The organism is Pseudomonas sp. MWU15-20650 (assembly GCF_023242475.1).
Lineage (GTDB): Bacteria > Pseudomonadota > Gammaproteobacteria > Pseudomonadales > Pseudomonadaceae > Aquipseudomonas.
This window is the reverse complement of the sequence record NZ_JALJFG010000007.1, coordinates 130,537-148,036: the sequence shown is the minus strand read 5'-3', so window position 1 is coordinate 148,036 and position 17,500 is coordinate 130,537. Positions and strand designations below refer to the sequence as shown.

At 61.7% G+C, this 17,500-nt stretch carries 13 protein-coding genes; 7 read left to right on the top strand and 6 right to left on the bottom strand.

The window, feature by feature from the left end:
- Positions 1–247: 247 nt before the first annotated feature.
- From M5B43_RS09260 to M5B43_RS09240, 5 genes are all read left to right on the top strand, one after another.
- Entirely contained in the window at positions 248–1,591 is a 1,344-nt protein-coding gene (locus M5B43_RS09260; protein ID WP_248749809.1) for a gluconate:H+ symporter, read from the top strand.
- 14 nt (positions 1,592–1,605) lie between these two features.
- Positions 1,606–2,958 carry a D-serine ammonia-lyase gene (locus M5B43_RS09255; protein WP_248749808.1) on the top strand — a complete coding sequence of 451 codons (1,353 nt, stop codon included), beginning with the start codon at positions 1,606–1,608 and terminating at the stop codon, positions 2,956–2,958.
- Positions 2,959–3,004: 46 nt separating this feature from the next.
- Positions 3,005–3,940 (top strand): DNA-binding transcriptional regulator DsdC, encoded by a 936-nt coding sequence (gene dsdC / locus M5B43_RS09250; protein ID WP_248749807.1) that lies wholly within the window; start codon positions 3,005–3,007, stop codon positions 3,938–3,940.
- Between the two features lie 117 nt (positions 3,941–4,057).
- Positions 4,058–4,666, top strand: coding sequence for a LysE family translocator (locus M5B43_RS09245; protein WP_248749806.1), 609 nt, complete (start codon positions 4,058–4,060; stop codon positions 4,664–4,666).
- Between the two features lie 385 nt (positions 4,667–5,051).
- Positions 5,052–6,032 (top strand): GlxA family transcriptional regulator, encoded by a 981-nt coding sequence (locus M5B43_RS09240; protein WP_248749854.1) that lies wholly within the window; start codon positions 5,052–5,054, stop codon positions 6,030–6,032.
- A gap of 227 nt (positions 6,033–6,259) precedes the next feature.
- Here M5B43_RS09240 and M5B43_RS09235 read toward each other — a convergent pair whose 3' ends face one another.
- The 5 genes from M5B43_RS09235 to M5B43_RS09215 are packed head-to-tail and all read right to left on the bottom strand — an operon-like array spanning position 6,260 to position 12,704.
- Complete coding sequence (locus M5B43_RS09235) at positions 6,260–7,516, bottom strand: FAD-dependent oxidoreductase (protein WP_248749805.1); 1,257 nt, start codon at positions 7,514–7,516, stop codon at positions 6,260–6,262.
- Between the two features lie 3 nt (positions 7,517–7,519).
- Complete coding sequence (locus tag M5B43_RS09230; protein ID WP_248749804.1) at positions 7,520–9,091, bottom strand: aldehyde dehydrogenase (NADP(+)); 1,572 nt, start codon at positions 9,089–9,091, stop codon at positions 7,520–7,522.
- Between the two features lie 60 nt (positions 9,092–9,151).
- Positions 9,152–10,099 carry a dihydrodipicolinate synthase family protein gene (locus M5B43_RS09225; protein WP_248749803.1) on the bottom strand — a complete coding sequence of 316 codons (948 nt, stop codon included), beginning with the start codon at positions 10,097–10,099 and terminating at the stop codon, positions 9,152–9,154.
- Positions 10,100–10,140: 41 nt separating this feature from the next.
- Complete coding sequence (locus M5B43_RS09220; RefSeq protein ID WP_248749802.1) at positions 10,141–11,067, bottom strand: 4-hydroxyproline epimerase; 927 nt, start codon at positions 11,065–11,067, stop codon at positions 10,141–10,143.
- 11 nt (positions 11,068–11,078) lie between these two features.
- The gene (locus tag M5B43_RS09215) at positions 11,079–12,704 is read right to left on the bottom strand and encodes an APC family permease (protein ID WP_248749801.1); all 1,626 of its coding nucleotides are present in this window, start codon (positions 12,702–12,704) and stop codon (positions 11,079–11,081) included.
- A gap of 185 nt (positions 12,705–12,889) precedes the next feature.
- On the opposite strand from M5B43_RS09215, the gene M5B43_RS09210 reads away from it, so the two are divergent.
- Together M5B43_RS09210 and treS are read left to right on the top strand one after the other, a co-directional pair.
- On the top strand, positions 12,890–13,648 hold the full coding sequence (locus tag M5B43_RS09210) for an AraC family transcriptional regulator (protein WP_248749853.1): 759 nt from the start codon (positions 12,890–12,892) through the stop codon (positions 13,646–13,648).
- 90 nt (positions 13,649–13,738) lie between these two features.
- A complete protein-coding gene (gene treS, locus M5B43_RS09205; RefSeq protein WP_248749800.1) occupies positions 13,739–15,805 on the top strand; it encodes a maltose alpha-D-glucosyltransferase in 2,067 nt (688 codons plus the stop codon).
- Here treS and M5B43_RS09200 read toward each other — a convergent pair whose 3' ends face one another.
- Entirely contained in the window at positions 15,806–17,347 is a 1,542-nt protein-coding gene (locus M5B43_RS09200; RefSeq protein ID WP_248749799.1) for a cyclic diguanylate phosphodiesterase, read from the bottom strand.
- Positions 17,348–17,500: the final 153 nt, after the last annotated feature.

The following is a 17,500-nucleotide window of genomic DNA, read 5'->3' as shown; positions in this document are numbered from 1 at the left end:
CTTTAGAGCGTCCAGCTCGGGCCCGGCGCTTTATGCCGCGACGCACAGTCCTTGAGCAACGGTGTATCCATTCTGCCGCTGATGGCCGTACCGCGCCAGCGCCGACGTTGGGTCGTACACGTGAACACAGATCACCTGCGGCCTGATGAATCATCGTTTGTGGCCGTTACGCCGCTGAAATCTAATCCATCGCAAACAACAAACAATAACTCGCACACATGCGAGCTGCGATGGAGCCGATTCCGCCATGACGCCTACGTTTTCTCTCTTGATCCTTGGAGCCTCGATCCTGTTGATCGTGGTCTTGATCAGCCAATTTCGTATTCACCCGTTCCTCTCCCTGATTGCCGCAAGCCTGGTCGTGGGTATCGGTACGGGTATGCCGCCGACGGCCATTGTCGCGGCCTTTGAAAAGGGCATGGGCAGTACCCTCGGCTTCTTGGCCGGGATCATCGGGTTGGGCAGCATTCTGGGCAAGCTGCTGGAGGAATCGGGCGGCGCCAAGCGTATCGCCACCACGCTGTTGCGCGTGCTGGGCGAAAAGCATGCGCCCTGGGCGATGATGCTCGTCGGCTTTATCGCAGGCATACCGGTGTTCTTCGAAGTGGGGTTTGTGCTGCTGGTGCCGTTGATTTACGTGGTCGCACGCCAGACGCGAATCAACATGCTGTGCCTGGGCGTACCGCTGGCGACCTCGTTGATGGTGGTGCACTGCATTCTGCCACCCCATCCCGCTGCCACCGCGATAACCGGTTTGCTCAATGCCGACATCGGCAAGGTGATCCTGTATGGCCTCATGGTCGGTTTGCCCACGGCGATCATTGCCGGGCCGATCTGGGTGAAGCTGGCCTGCAACCGGCAAGCGCCCCAGGGCCAGGCACTGTTCCTGGCTGAACGCAGCGAGGCGAATGTCGATGAGGGCAGGGCGCCGAGCTTTGCTATGGCAATGGTGAGCGTGCTGCTGCCGCTGGCCCTGATGGTCGGCAAAACCGTCGCAGCGCCGTTACTGGCAAAAGGTTCGATGGCCTTGGAGTGGGTGTCGTTTATCGGCAACCCACTGATCGCCCTCACGCTGTCGATCTGTTTCGCCTATTGGTCGCTTGGCCTGCGTCGTGGGCTGAGCATGGCCGATTTGCTCCAGTTGACCCATCGTTGCTTCCCTCCGCTGGCCGGCATTCTGTTGGTCATCGGCGCCGGCGGCGCGTTCAACGACATGCTGGTGGGCAGCGGCATCGGCAAGGCGCTGGCTGACGTGCTCGGGCAGAGCCCGATCAACCCGATCATCCTGGCCTGGTTGATCGCTGGGCTGATGCACTTTGCCGTCGGTTCCGCCACGGTGGCCATGATCAGCACGGCGGGCATGGTCCTGCCGATGCTGGCGCAACATCCTGAGTACAGCCCGGAGATCCTGGTGATCGCCATTGGCGCCGGCGCGATCGGCTGGACCCATGTCACCGACTCTGCCTTCTGGGTCGTCAAGGAATACCTGGGCCTGTCCCTGCCTGAAGCCCTGAAGAAATTCACGGGGGCCACGGTATTGGCTTCCGTCGCGGCATTGCTGTTTACGCTGATATTGTCCAAATGTGTGTGATGAAAGGTGGTCCCATGATTCAAGGCAAAACCCTGGAGGCTTGGTATCAAAGCCATCCGCTGATCGAACAACTGGTTTCGTTGCAGGAAGTGAGCTGGTTCAACCCCGGCATTGCCCCGGCGGCCAATGCCTTGGGGGATGTTGGCTTGACCCAGGAGGACGTGCGCCAGGCCAGTGAGCGCCTGCAACGCTTTGCGCCTTACCTGGCCAAGGTGTTTGCGGACACGGCGGCAACCGGTGGCATCATCGAGTCGGGGATTCAACCGCTGCCGGCCCTCCAGCACCGGCTCTTGAGTGAAGCCGGCCTGCCTCAGGTGGGGGCGCTGTGGTTGAAGAAAGACAGCGAACTACCGATCTCCGGTTCAATCAAGGCCCGCGGGGGGATTCATGAAGTGCTCAAGCACGCTGAAGACCTGGCCCTGCAGGCGGGCCTGATCACCCTGGACGATGACTACGCACTGCTGGCGAGCGACACTGCGCAGGCGTTCTTCGGCCGCCACAAGATCGCCGTCGGCTCCACCGGTAACCTTGGCCTGTCCATCGGCATCATGAGTGCCAAGCTGGGGTTCCAGGCCACGGTCCACATGTCATCGGACGCGCGCCAATGGAAGAAAGATAAACTGCGCGCCAACGGGGTCACCGTGGTGGAGTACGCGTCCGACTATAGCGTCGCGGTCGAGCAGGGGCGCCGCCAAGCTGAAGACGATCCTGCGTGCTATTTCATTGACGATGAAAACTCACCGCATCTGTTCCTGGGCTATGCCGTCGCGGCCGAGCGCCTGGCGCGGCAGTTCGAGACGGCGGGCATCAGCGTCGATGCAGGGCACCCACTGTTTGTGTACCTGCCTTGCGGCGTCGGTGGAGGCCCGGGCGGCGTTGCGTTCGGGTTGAAGCTCGTGTTCGGCGACGCGGTGCACTGCGTGTTCGCCGAACCGACCCATTCACCCTGCATGCTGTTGGGGGTGCATACCGGGCTGCATGACCAGGTCAGTGTCCAGGACTTTGGGATCGACAATGTCACGGCGGCGGATGGGCTTGCGGTGGGCCGTCCCTCCGGGTTTGTCGGCAAGGCGATGCAACGGCTTATCGACGGTTACTACACGGTCACGGACGAAGCGCTTTACCGCCTGATGTTCCTCGCCCATGAACTCGAAGGCGTCAAACTGGAGCCTTCCGCCCTGGCCGGGGCTCCCGGAATCGTGCGGGTACTCAATGATGCGGCGTACCTGGCGCGCATGGATATCGATGCGACCCGGCTGGCCAACGCGACACACTTGATCTGGGGCACCGGTGGGAGCATGGTGCCCGCCACGGAATTCGCGGCGTACCTGCAAAGGGGCCGTGCCCTACAACATTCCCCGGTGTAACGCCCCTGGCGCGTACACGGCGGTTGACGAGAAGAGGGTTACCGCAATGCCTGTATCTGGCCTGACGAAGGCGCCCAAGCTGAGTGGCGCCCATCTGTCCAACCTGCATACCTTCCTTGTCGCCGCCCGGCACCTGAGCTTTGCCCGTGCGGCGCAGGAGCTGTGCCTGACCGCCAGTGCCGTCAGCCATCGGATCGCGCGCCTGGAGGAAGAACTCTCGCTCAAGCTGTTCAACCGACTTCCCCGGCGGGTCGAGTTGACGGCCGACGGTGAGCGCATCTTCAAGGTCATGCAGCAGACCATGGACACCTTGTCCCAGGCGGTTCAGGAGCGTTCCGATAGCCAGGTCGAAGGGCAATTGTGCTTCTACGCCAGGCCATCGGTTGCGCAATGCTGGCTGGTACCCAGGCTGTCGGACTTTATCGCGCGCTACCCCGGGATCCAGCTGGATGTCCGGGTCGGCAATGAGCCGGTGGATTACCGTACCCGCCGAATCGACCTGGTGCTGTGTTACTCCAATGGCGAGCACCCTGGGCTGGAAAGCATCCGGTTGATGCCGGAGCGAATCGCGCCCGTGTGCAGTCCCCAGTATGCCCAGGCGCATGGCCTGATGGGGCACCCGGAGCGCCTTTCAGCCTGCACGGTGCTGCATGATGTGGCCGCCTGGGACAACACGGCCTTCGATGCGGAATGGCGTTTATGGCAACACGCCACGGGAGGCACGACCGCGCTGCCCAGCCGCTTCATGACGTTCGATCGCTCGGATTTGAGCACCCTGGCGGCGATCCACCATGCCGGCGTGGCGATAGGCCGCGAACAGTTGGTGCGTCAACGCATCGAGGCCGGTGACCTCGTGCTTCCGTTCGGCGGCTTCCAGGAGGTCATGAACTATGGCTACTACCTGGTCCATCCTGCTTACCCGACCCTGCCCAAGCGCCTTCAAGTGCTGATTGATTGGTTGGTCGAACAAGCCGGTGACTGAGTTTCCCGGCCTATACGCCTGAAGTGTATGCCTCGATCCGCCGCTAGCTGTACGGGGCGATTGGCGCCATAACCCACTACTGTCGCAGGCACGCCACCACCGTTTGGAAGCCACGCCATGTTCATGTCTACCAGCTTGCTGTCCGCTTTTGTGTTGTTCGCTTTCGTCTCGTCGATCACCCCAGGCCCCAACAACACCATGTTGCTCGCGTCCGGGGTGAACTTCGGGTTTCGCCGCTCGATGCCCCATGCGTTGGGCATCAGCATCGGCTTCATGCTGCTGGTGATTTCGGTGGGGTTGGGCCTGGGCGAAGTGTTCAAGGTATTCCCTTGGGCCTACACACTGTTGCGGTATGTGGGCGCGGCATACCTGTTGTACCTGGCGTGGAAGATTGCCACCTCCGGCGGCATGTCCGACAGCAACGATGCGCAGAGCAAGCCCATGACCTTCCTCGGCGCGGCGGCCTTCCAGTGGGTCAACCCCAAGGCGTGGATCATGGCGCTGGGGGCGATCACCACGTATACGCCGGCCGAGGGTTACGTCACGAACGTGCTGGTGATCGCGCTGGTGTTTGCCGTGGTCAACTTGCCCAGTGTGTGCGTGTGGGTCGGCTGCGGCAGCGGGCTGCGCAATGTGTTGCGCGAGCCGCGCTGGTTAAGGCTGTTCAATGGGGCCATGGCTGGGTTGTTGGTGTTGTCGCTGTATCCGATGTTCTTTGCGGGCTGATCCGAGCCTAGACCGGCGAGATGGTCGCCAGCATGCCGATGCCAATGGTCAACACCAAAAAGCCGAACAGGAAAAGTGCCATCTTGGTCATAGGGCCTCCGAAGGGAAGGGGGACGACAGGAATGTCGGGATGGGGCCATTGTCCGCTTCGGGCGGTTTTCGATACAGGCGCAGATAGCAAAGAAAAAACCGTATCAGATCGCGCTTCAGCAGCTGGGCTACGGGTTTACACGTGTACCGGTTTTATAAAGATCAGCGCCGTTGCGGCTGTCCGCCTTCAGTGCGGGCTGAGACAGTCGCAGCGTTTACCCCTAAGATAGCGCCCACTGCATCAACAATAAGAGTGGGCCAACCCTCGATGGAAAGACGCCAGTTCAGCGGTGGCATGAAAGGCAAGAACCTGCGCTATCTCAATGAAAGCCAGCAGCCGACGTCGACGACCCGCGTCGGTTTCCTGCTGCTCGAACATTTCTCCCTGCCGGCCTTCACCCAGACCCTCGACACCCTTGTCACCGCCAATCTGCTGCGCCCCGAGCTGTTTGCCTCGCGTACTTTCGGTTGGGGCGAGGCTGAGGTCATCAGTGACCTGGGCCTGGTGATCCGCCCCGATGCAAGCCTGACTTTGTCGGCCTTGCAGGGCTTGGACTTACTGGTGGTGTGCGGCGGTTTTCGCACCGAGCTCAAGGCCAGCGATGCGTTCATCCAGCTGTTGCGCAGTGCGGCCGAGGCGGGCGTCAGCCTCGCGGGGTTATGGAACGGCTCATGGTTTCTTGGCCGTGCCGGCCTGTTGCAGGACTACCGCTGTGCCATCCACCCGGAACACCGCCCGGCGCTGGCGGAAGTGGCCAAGGGCGCCCAGGTCACCAGCGAGCCCTACGTGATCGACCGCGACCGCCTCACCGCCTCCAGCCCATCCGGGGCCTTCCACATGGCCCTGGACTGGATCAAGAGCCTGCACGGCAAGGCATTGGTCGAAGGTATCGAAGACATCCTGGCGTTCGAAGAATCACGCTACCGGCGCGTCAAACCGACCGAAAACGTCTGCGTCAGCGCACCATTGCGCGAAGTGGTCAAGTTGATGGACGCCAACCTCGAAGAACCCCTGGAACTCGACCAGCTCGCGACCTACGCCGGCCGTTCGCGCCGGCAATTGGAGCGCCTGTTCAAGGAGCAACTGGGCACCACGCCGCAACGCTATTACATGGAACTGCGCGTCACCGAAGCGCGGCGGTTGTTGCAACACACCGAGTTGTCGCAGGTGGAGGTGTTAGTGGCGTGCGGGTTTGTATCACCGAGTCATTTCAGCAAGTGCTATAGCGCGTATTTTGGATATCGCCCTTCCAAGGAGAAGCGGTTGGTCAAGTAGCATGGCGCCTGTTGGGGCGTTCTCTCAAGGAGTGTCAATGACCATTACGCTTGTGGATCGCTACCGTGGCCGCTTGCTCGGGTTGGCCTGTTGTTGGCTGAGGCCATCAGCAATGCCTTGAGCGGGGGGCGAAAAAAGCTGATTTGAACGCAGCGCATGAAAAAGCGCGTCAGGCGTAATGCAAAATCTGCAGGAGCGAGCAGGCTCGCCCCCGCAGGCCGGGTTTTTCAGAAACGTTCCAACCGATAGGGCCACAACTGCGGCAAGCCAGAACCCTCAGGCGCCGCCGCCAGTTGCCCTATGTTCTGCGCCGTCACCGCCGCCTGCGTCAACCCCAAGTGCTGGTGACCAAACGCCAGCAGCACCTTGCCATTGCCCACTCGATCAATGATCGGCAGCGAGTCGGGCAAGGACGGCCGAAAGCCCATCCATGGCGTGGCGTCGCCGGTACTCAGGTCCTGGCGAAACAGCCCATGGCTCAAACGGTGCAACTGCCAGGCCCGTTGCATATTCGCTGGGCGTTCCAGCCCGGCGAACTCAACCGTACCGGCCAGGCGCAGGCCACCGGTCATGGGGGTCATGATGAATTTGCGCTCGAACGAGGTGACCGCAAAGGGTAGGCGGTGTTGTTCATGGGGCAGCATCAAGTGGTAACCGCGTTCGGTATCCAACGGTACTTTTTTGCCCGTCAGGGCGGCGGTGAGTTTGGCGGAGTGGGCGCCGCAGGCAATCAGCACCTGGCGTGCCGTCAACCTGCCTTGATCGGTCATCAGCGTAACGCCGCCATCTTCCAGGCGCCCATCCAGTACACGTTGCCGGAGAAATTGCACGCCGAGGGCCTTGGCGGCGTTTACCAGCTCGCCGACCACCTTGTACGGGTCCAGAAAATGCCCGGTACTGGGGAAAAACAAACCGCCCTGTATCGCGTCGCTCAATTGCGGTGCGACCTTGCGCACGGTATCGCCGGGCCAGAACGCCACGGGCACGCCTTGCTGCATCATCCGTTGTTGCAAGGCATCAAGGGCTGCACGGGATTCAGCGCGTTCAAACACCAGCAACGAGCCGTCCTCGCGCAATAGCTGCGCTTGGTCGATCGACTGCAGTAACCGTTGCCACGCACCCAGGCTGCCTTCATTCAGCGCACGAAGGCCGGCCACGGTCTGCTGGTAGCTTGCCGGCCGCAGGTTCAGCAGCAGCCGGATAAACCAGGGCAGGGCGCGGGGCAGGTATTTCCAATCCAGGCGCAGCGGCCCCATGGGGTCCAGCAGCATGGCCGGCAGGCGTTTGAGAATCGAGGCGTCCGCGATGGGAAACACCTGCTCGGTGGCCAGGTGACCGGCATTGCCATAGGAGGCCCCCATGCCGGGCTCCTGCGGGTCGATCACCAGCACCTCGCGACCTTGGCGCGCCAGCTGCAAGGCACAGGCGACGCCAATGATCCCGGCGCCGACGACGGCAATATCGACGGGTTTGCGATCGGACATGGCCTATGCCTCTCTCCGGCCGTCGAGCAGGCGTCGCAGCAGCAGCGGGTTGCCCTGTTGGAGCGCGGTGGGCAGCAAGGCATCCGGAAAGTCCTGGTAGCACACGGGCCGCAGGAACCGCAGGATCGCGGCCGTCCCGACCGACGTACTGCGCGAATCCGAGGTGGCAGGGAAGGGGCCGCCATGCACCATCGCATCACAGACTTCCACCCCGGTCGGCCAGCCGTTGACCAGCAGGCGGCCCGCCTTGCGCTCCAGCACCGGCAGCAGCGCGTGTGCCTGTGGCAGGTCCTCTTCATCCAGGTGCAGGGTCGCCGTGAGCTGACCCTCCAGGTGTTCGGACACTTGGCGCACCTGCGCGGCATCGGTGCACTCCACCACCAGCGAGGCGGCGCCGAACACTTCGGCTTGCACGTGTTCGTTGGCCAAAAAATCCTTGGCCTGGGTCACAAATAGATGTGCCTGGCCTTGGTTGGGCCCGGTCGCCGGCAAGCCCTGTGCAGCGACCCGAGCGTGCTTGGCCAGCGCGGCTACACCGGTTTCATAGGCGCTGAAAATACCGGGGGTGAGCATGGTCTGGGCCGGGCAGCGCGGGAGTCGATCACTGACGACCTTGATAAAGCGCTCCAGGGCGGTGCTTTGCAGGGCAATCACCAAGCCAGGGTTAGTACAGAACTGGCCGGCGCCTTGGGTCAGCGATGCGACAAACCCCTCGGCCAACGCCTCGCCCCGGGCTTCAAGGGCGGCAGGAAACAGGTAGACCGGGTTGATCGAGCTCATTTCCGCGTACACCGGAATGGATTCCGGGCGTGCCTGCGCCGCCTGGCACAGGGCCACGCCGCCAGTGCGCGAACCGGTAAAGCCCACGGCCTTGATGCGCGGGTCGGTGACCAGGGCGATACCCACGTCGCGACCCGAGCCGTACAGCAGCGAAAAGACGCCTTCCGGCAAGCCACAGTGTTTGACCGCTTGGGCGATGGCGCGGCCTGCCAGTTCACTGGTGCCGGGGTGGGCGCCGTGCGCCTTGACGATCACCGGGCAACCGGCGGCGAGTGCCGACGCGGTATCGCCGCCGGCTACGGAGAAGGCCAAGGGGAAGTTGCTGGCACCAAATACCGCGACCGGGCCGAGGGGAATATGGCGCTGGCGCAGATCGGCCCGGGGCAGGGGTTGGCGCTGCGGTTGTGCGGTATCCACCCGTACGTCCAGCCATTCACCCAAGCGCACGGTGCGGGCAAAGGCGCGCAATTGCCCGCAGGTGCGGCCGCGTTCGCCTTGAATACGTGCGCGCGGCAGGCCGGTTTCGGCGATGGCACGTTCAATCAGCTCATCGCCCAAGGCTTCGAGGTTGTCCGCGATGGCTTCGAGAAACGTGGCGCGCTCCTCCAGGGTCGTTTCACGGTAACGGTCGAAGGCGGCCCACGCCAAGGCGCAGGCCCGTTCGACGTGTTCGCCATCGCCGCCGGCGTAGGCCGGTTCCAGTGGTGTGTCGGTGGCGGGGTTGATGGCCCGGATCGCGTCGCGATGGCCGGAAAGGGATTGCTGACCGATCAGCATCTTGCCCGTCAGAGTCATGGGATCATCCTGGGAAACAGAGGGTTGGCCGCTGTGAGCACCACAGCGGCGCATGGGCTATCAAGCGACGTTTTGTTCCGCCGACCAGTTGGCGTACCACTGGCGGAACAGCGCGTACTGCTGCTCGGCATAGCAACGCTGGGCGGTGCTGAGTGCATCGGTGTCGTTGAAGTGCAGGGCGTAACCCTGGTCGCCGTTGAGCACCATCAAGTGCTTGTAGTACAGCACCAGGTCGCAGCCCTCATCGAAGGACGACAGCACGGCCAGTGCGGCTTCCAGTTCGCGGGCCTGGCGGCGGGCCCTGGCATCGCCTTTGGCGGCTTTTTTACTCAGCGCCACCAGTTGCAGCACTTCCCGTGGCAGTGCGTTACCGATGCCGGTGATGGCGCCGGTGGCGTTGCAGTTGACGAAACCGTGCACCACCTGGGTATCGACGCCGACCATCAGGGTCACATCATCGTCCTGGGAGGTGATGTTTTCTGCCGCATAGCGCAGGTCGGCAGCGCCGCCGAATTCCTTGAAGCCGATCAGGTTCGGGTGTTGGCGGCGCAATTCGAAGAACAGGTCAGCGCGGGTGGCGAAGCCGTAGTACGGGCTGTTGTAGATCACAGCCGGTAGGTTCGGCGCGGCACTGAGGATCGCCGCAAAGTGCGCCTTTTGCGCGGTGACCGAGGCACCCCGGGAGAGCACACGGGGAATCACCATCAAGCCATCGGCGCCGACCTTGGCGGCGTGGGCGGCGTGGGCTACGGCCTCACGGCTGTTCACCGCACCGGTGCCGACGATGGTCGGTACCCCAGCGGCGACCAGGCGTGCCACGCCTTCCTGGCGCTGGGCCTCGGTGAGCAGCGGCCAGTCGCCCATGGAACCGCAATACACCACCGCGCTCATGCCGATATCGATCAGTTCACGGCCCTTGGCGACCAGGCCGTCGAAGTCCGGCTTGCGCTCGGCGGTGCAGGGGGTCATCAGGGCGGGCATGCAGCCGGTAAAGATGTTGTCGCTCATTGTTCTTACTCCTTGGAACGTTCAGTCAAATCAGGAAGGGCTCAGATGCCCCAGGCAAAAGGGTCCTGCTCGTCGATCAGCAACGTGCTGTCGGCGGTCATGTAGGCGCGACCGGTAATGAAGGGGCGGACGTGTTCGCCGTCCCATTCATAACGGCCTTGGAACTGGCTGCCGGTGATGCTGGCTTGCACCCACGTTTGACCCTCGGCCAGTTTTCCATCGGCGGCCAGGCAGGCCAGCTTGGCGCTGGTGCCAGTGCCGCAGGGCGAGCGGTCGTAGGCTTTGCCGGGGCACATCACGAAGTTACGGCTGTTGGCGTGGGCGTCGTCGGCGAACAACTCGACATGGTCGATCAGTGCCCCGTCTTCGCCGTGAATACCCTGGGCTTCCAGGGCCTTGAGCATCGCCCAGGTGTAATCGGTGAGGGCGTCGACGTTGTTCATCTGCAATGCCTGGCCGTGGTCCGACACCAGGAAAAACCAGTTACCGCCCCAGGCGATGTCGCCGTAGACCCCACCATGCCCTGGCACGTCCACCGCCACCTGCTTGCGATAGCGATAGGCGGGCACGTTGCGCAGGGTCACGGCGCCGTCGTCGTGCAGCGTGGCCGCCACAGGGCCCACCGGTGTGTCGATGGTATGAACCCCTGGCGCGATACGCCCCAAGTGATGCAGCGAGGCAACCAGGCCGATAGTGCCGTGGCCGCACATGCCGAGGTACCCGGCGTTGTTGAAGAAGATCACCCCGCACGTCGCACCGGGCGTGACCGGTGCGCAGTACAGCGCGCCGACCAGCACATCATTGCCGCGTGGCTCCAACAGGCAGGCGCGGCGCCATGGGTCGTGGTGGGTGCGCAGGTCCTGCAACTGCTCGGCAATCGAGGCACCTGCGAGTTCAGGGAAACCGCTCATCACCAGGCGCGTGGGCTCGCCGCCGGTGTGAGAGTCAATCACGTGCAGCCGTTTCATAAACCGCTCCATCAATGGGTGGTCGGGGAGAGTGGGGCGCTGTAGTGGGCGTCGGTGACGGCTTCACTTTCGTCATCGTCGTGTTCCAGGCGCACCAGGTGGGCAGGCACACCGGTGGCGGCACCCCAGTAATAGATACCCAAGGCGCAGATCGCGACTACCACCGTGTCGAACGGGTGGCTGATCACGCCAATGCCACCAAAGCTGCCGAGCTTGGAGAGCAGGATGGTCACGGCGTAGAAACCGATCAGCCAGGCAGACGAGCGCACTTGTTGCTTGAGGTTCAGGTGCGCGGTCGGCACCCAGCGAGCGCACAGCAGGTACACCACAAACATCAGGATTTGCAGGCCGAGCAGCCAGGACACGGTGCTCCAGCCCGACCAGTACACGATCAGCGCCGCGATGATGAACGACAGCGGGCCGAGCACCGCCAGGCCTTTGACCCGGAACGGTCGCGCCATATCCGGTGCGTTGCGGCGCAGGGCGGCGACGGTCACCGGGGCCACGGCATAACTGAGGATCAGCGCGGCCGACACCACGTTGATCAGGGCTTCCCAGGACGGGAACGGCAGGGTCCAGAACACCGATAGGCCAAACGTCAGCCACAGCGCCGGGCGTGGGATGCCGGACTTTTCATCGATGCGGGTGAAGATCTTGAAGAACGTGCCGGTCTGCGCCCAGCCATACACCACGCGCGGGGTGGCGTTCATGTAGATGTTGCCGCAGCCGCTGGGAGAAATCACCGCGTCAGCCACCACCAGATAGGCCAGCCAGCCTACGCCCAGTGCCAGGGCGATATCGCGATACGGCAGCGCCAATTCCTTGCTGATCCCGGCCCAGCCGTTGGCGAGCATCTCCGTGGGCACGCCACCGAGGAAGGCGGTTTGCAGCAGCACATAGATCGCTGTCGACAGCAGTACCGAAAGAATCAACGCAATCGGAATGGTGCGCTGCGGGTTCTTCACTTCGCTGGCCACCGAAATGATCGGGGTCAGCCCCAGGTAGGCAAAGATCACCCCACCGGCCGAAACAGCCATCTCGATCCCTGACAGGCCGAACGGCGCAAAACCCTGCACCTGGAAGTTGGCCGGCTTGAAGAAGGTGAACAACACGCCAATCACCAGCAGCGGCACGATGAACTTGAACACGCTCACCAGGTTATTGGCGATGGCGAAGGTCTTCACGCTGCGGTAGTTGAGGATGAAGAACAGGCACAACAGCGCAAATTGCACCAACCAGCCCAGGGTGGTCGGGTCGCTGGAGCCGACCTTGGTCAACTCGGGAAACCACGCGGCGGCGTATTGGCGAGAGGCAACCACTTCAATCGCGACCAGGCTGGAAAACGCAATCAGCGTGATAAAGCCCATCAGGTAGCCCAGCAACGGGCCATGGGAATACACCGGGTAGCGCACCACGCCACCGGCGCGGGGCAGCGCGGCCCCCAGCTCGCAGTAGACAATGCCCAACAGCAGCACCGCGAAACCGCCGAGCAACCAGGAAAAAATCCCGGCAGGCCCTGCGATTGCAGACACGTGGCTGGCGGCGAACAACCAGCCCGAACCGAAGATGGCACCCAACCCGATAAAGGTGAGGTCCATCAATGAAAGCTGTTTCTTGAACTTGCCTTGGCCTGACATAGCGGCGCCTTCTTGTGAGTTATTGGATAGGCATGCAGTGGCGCTATCCTGAACTCACCCGGGCGAAGGCGATTGATGTTTTTCCGTGGGATGAATGACGAATTCGGCACAATGTGCCGGGCTCGACAGCGCCTCGGACATGGCGCAATCTGCTGTGCGTCGCCGAATAAATGAGTAGCGAAACCATGTTGCAGAGCGCGTTTGCAGCCCTTTTCCAGGGGAGTCGCCCCCACAGTATCGAGCAGCTTTTGGCTGGCGCGGCGCAGCTGTTACCGATGCTGGATGTGATCCCCAATGCCGCGATCTTCATCAAGGACATCGACGCCCGCTACGTGCTGGCCAACCGCACCCTGGTGCAACGCTGTGGGCTCAAGCAACTGCAACCGCTGCTGGGCAAGACCAGCGCCGAAGTGTTCCCCGCCCAACTGGGGCCGGGCTATACCGAGCAGGACCGGCGCGTGCTGCAGCAGGGTTTCGTGCTGCAAGACCAGCTTGAGCTGCACCTTTACGGCACTCGCGAACCCGGTTGGTGCCTCACCCACAAATGGCCGCTGTACAACCACGACGGCGCGATCATCGGCCTGGCCGGTATCTCCGTCGACCTGCAATCGGCCAGCCAGACCCACCCGGCTTATCAACGCCTGGCGGCGGTGGACGAGCACATCCGCGCGCACTTCAACCGCCGCGTGACCCTGGGTGAACTCACGCGCATCGCCGGAATTTCAGTGGCGCAACTGGAACGCTACTGCAAGCGCGTCTTTCACCTCACCCCCCGGCAGATGATCCAGAAGGTACGGCTGGAGCATGCACATCGGTTGTTGCATACCGACATGCCGATCACCGACGTGGCCTTGCAATGCGGTTACACCGACCACAGTGCGTTTACCCGGCAGTTCAAGGCGTCGACGGGGTTTACGCCGAGGCAGTATCGGCAGCTGGAGTAGACGTTCACATTCCAATGCAACGAATCGCACCCGTCGCCCCTCCTATGCTTACGAGTAACCTTTTCACGACGATAGGTAATGGGTGGGCTTATGACCGCAGCGGACAACAACCCAGTGAACTGGCTGGTGCAACAATCCATGCTGCACGCGGCGCGCCAGCGGGCCAAGCTCTATTGCGGGCAGGGGCGGATGTGGCAGCAGCCGTATGCGCAGACTCGGCCGCGCGACGCTTCGGCCTTGTCGTCGGTGTGGTTTACCGCGTATCCGGCGTCGATTATCACGCGCGAACACGGCACGGTGCTGGAGGCACTGGGGGATGAAACCCTGTGGCATGCGTTGTCGAAGATTGGCATACAAGGCATTCACAACGGGCCGTTGAAGAAGTCCGGCGGCTTGTCCGGCACTCAACATACACCGACCATCGATGGCAATTTCGACCGCATCAGCTTCGACATCGACCCGCAACTGGGGACCGAGGCGCAGTTGCAGGCGTTGACGCGCATGGCCGCGGCGCACAATGCGGTGATCATCGACGATGTCATCCCATCGCACACCGGCAAGGGCGCGGATTTTCGCCTGGCTGAAATGGCTTATGAAGACTACCCCGGCCTTTACCACATGGTGGAAATCCGCGAGGAAGACTGGCCGATGCTGCCGGATGTCGCCGAGGGGCGTGATGCGCAGAACCTCAGCCCGCTGCAGGTGGATACGCTGCGCGACAAGCATTACATCGTCGGCCAATTGCAGCGGGTGATTTTCTTCGAACCCGGCGTCAAGGAGACTGACTGGAGTGCGACGCCGGTGGTCGTGGGCGTTGATGGCAAGCCTCGGCGTTGGGTGTACCTGCATTACTTCAAGGAAGGGCAACCGTCGCTCAATTGGCTCGATCCCTCGTTTGCCGCGCAGCAGATGATCATCGGCGATGCACTGCACGCTATCGATGTGATGGGGGCGAAAATCCTGCGCCTGGACGCCAACGGTTTTCTCGGGGTGGAGCGCAAACCGGAGGGCGGCGCCTGGTCGGAAAGCCATCCGCTGTCGATCACGGGTAACCAACTGCTCGGTGGGGCGATTCGCAAGGCCGGAGGGTTCAGCTTTCAGGAGTTGAACCTCACCGTCGATGACATCGCCGCCATGTCCCATGGTGGTGCTGATCTTTCCTATGACTTCATCACCCGGCCGGCTTATCAGCATGCGTTGCTGATGGGCGATACCGAGTTTTTACGCTTGATGCTGCGCGAGATGCACAGCCAGGGCATCGACCCCGGCTCGCTGATCCATGCGCTGCAGAACCACGATGAGCTGACTCTTGAACTGGTGCATTTCTGGACCTTGCATGCTCATGACAATTACCTCTACCAAGGCCAGACCTTCCCCGGCAATATTTTGCGTGAGCATATCCGCGAGCAGATGTACGAGCGCCTGGCCGGTGAGCATGCGCCGTATAACCTCAAGTTCGTCACCAACGGCGTGTCCTGCACCACCACCAGTATCATCACCGCAGCCCTTGGCATTCGTGACCTGGACGCGATCACACCGGTTGATATCCAGCAGATTCGCCAGATCCATTTGCTGTTGGTGATGTACAACGCGATGCAGCCAGGGGTGTTCGCCTTGTCCGGCTGGGACTTGGTGGGCGCCTTGCCATTGGCCGCCGAAACGGTCGCGCACCTGATGCAGGACGGCGACACACGCTGGATTCACCGTGGCGCCTACGACTTGGTCGACCTGAATCCCGAGGCCGAGCAATCAGCCGGGCAGATGCCGCGCGCGAAGACGTTGTATGGCAGCTTGAGCAGTCAATTGCAGGACCCGGATTCGTTCGCGTCGCAACTGCAAAAGATCCTTGCGGTGCGTCGTGCTTATGACATCGCCGCCAGCCGCCAGATTCTGGTGCCGGACGTCGAACACCCTGGGTTGCTGATCATGGTTCATGAGTTGCCGGCAGGTAAGGGCACGCAAATCACCGCGCTCAATTTCGGGGCTACGCCGATTACCGAGGTCCTGCACCTGCCCAATATTGCGCCGGGGCCGGTCGTGGACATCATCAACGAGCGGGTTGAGGGGGATCTCACTGCCGAGGGCGAGTTCACCATCACGCTGGATGCGTATGAAGGGTTGGCGCTGCGGGTGGTCAGCCACTCACCGATGCTTTAATCAGCGCTCACGCAGGTCGCTGATAAACGTCTCTGCGTTTGTGGGGCGCCCAAATAGATACCCCTGAAGAAAATCCACGCCTTGCGCGACAAGGTAGTCGCGCTGTGCCGGCGTCTCAATGCCTTCTGCAACGACACGCAGCCCGAGTTTTTCCGAGAGTTCTATGATGCTGTCCAGGATGTGCCGGGAGAGCGAGTCGACGCCAATGGCAGCGACAAACGTTTTATCGATCTTCAAGTAGTCAACGTTGAAGTCGCGCAAGTAACTCAGGCTGGAGTGGCCGGTACCGAAATCATCGATAGCAATCATCACGCCCAGTTCATGCAGCTCCTGGAAGATGCGGTGGGTGACGTCGGACGGCGTGATCAATTCACGCTCGGTTAATTCCAATACCAGCGTTATCTGCCCGGGAGAGAAGGCGCAGAGGAACTCGCGGCAGTCCTGCACGAGGTTGATGTCTTGGCAATGATGGGCGGTGATGTTGACGGTGATGTGAAAGCCAACGGGCAGCAACGTTTGGTTAGGCGCCAGTAGCAAGGCGGTTTGGTGCAGCAGGGCGCGTGTCATTGGTACGATCAGTCCGCAGTGTTCTGCCAGCGGAATGAACAGGTCCGGGCGCACCAGGCCCTCTGTGGGGTGCTGCCAGCGCATCAGCACCTCTGCGCCAGCCCACTCAAGGGTTTTACCGCGTACCACGGGTTGGAAGTAGGGAATGAACTCGTTCGCGTCGAGGGCTCGCTGCAACTCGTGGGAAGGGGCCGACGAAAGTTTTTGAAACCAGTACCCGACGCCTCCCGCTAATATGCCCAGGAACACCAACAGGCAGAACAACGCAGGGTACTGCTCTTTCATGTAGCGCCACACTTCACCCTCGGGCATGCCGGCCTTGACGCTATAGGGGTAGCGGGTGGACGCCAGGCTGTTTGAGGCAACGGCGAACACAGGTACGGCGGCGGCTTGAATATAGCCGGCTGACGACAGCCAATTAGGCCCGACCTGCAATATCAAATCCACCTCGCGGCTTATCAGGCGCAAGGCGTTGGTCAAGTGGTAGCTGTTAACGGTGGTCAACGCACTATGATCGCCGCTATTGAGCCTATAGATCAGTAATGAACTGTCAGCCGATTTGGGCTTACTGCCCCGTAGCCATAGTTGGCCATTGACGTAATCGGCGGGGTTGAGTCTTTGAACGCGTTTGCTTCCGAAGTGAGAGCCACAATAAATGTTCTCGCCCGACGCCAGGCTGCTCGAGCGTACGAAAGGATGCTGGGTGACTTCTTCACGTAATATCTGTTGCGTAGAAGCATCACACACTTGGCCTGCCAGCGGCAGGACGTGTTTTGCCACGATGGAGGCGTTGTCCAGCATGAGGTCGAGCTCCCGCACCGCCTCTTTTGTTGTTTGCGCGGTGCTTTGCCCAAGGGAAATTTCAGCCTGCACATACAGAATCGCGACGCCCAGCAGAATGGGCAGCAGCGCGCACAATAGCGTTATCAGATAACGATGCTGACGTTGATGGTGCCCTTTGATCGCCAGTGGCATCGGCAAAACCTTTCACAAATAGGGAGCGAAATCGTAGCGCAACGGCCCGCAAGACAGTGATGTTTATTCAAGAATACAAGGGCCATGATAGAGGGTAATTTGCAATCGTGTTTACCATGACTCGTCAGCCCCCTCACACTTTCGGAGCGTCAA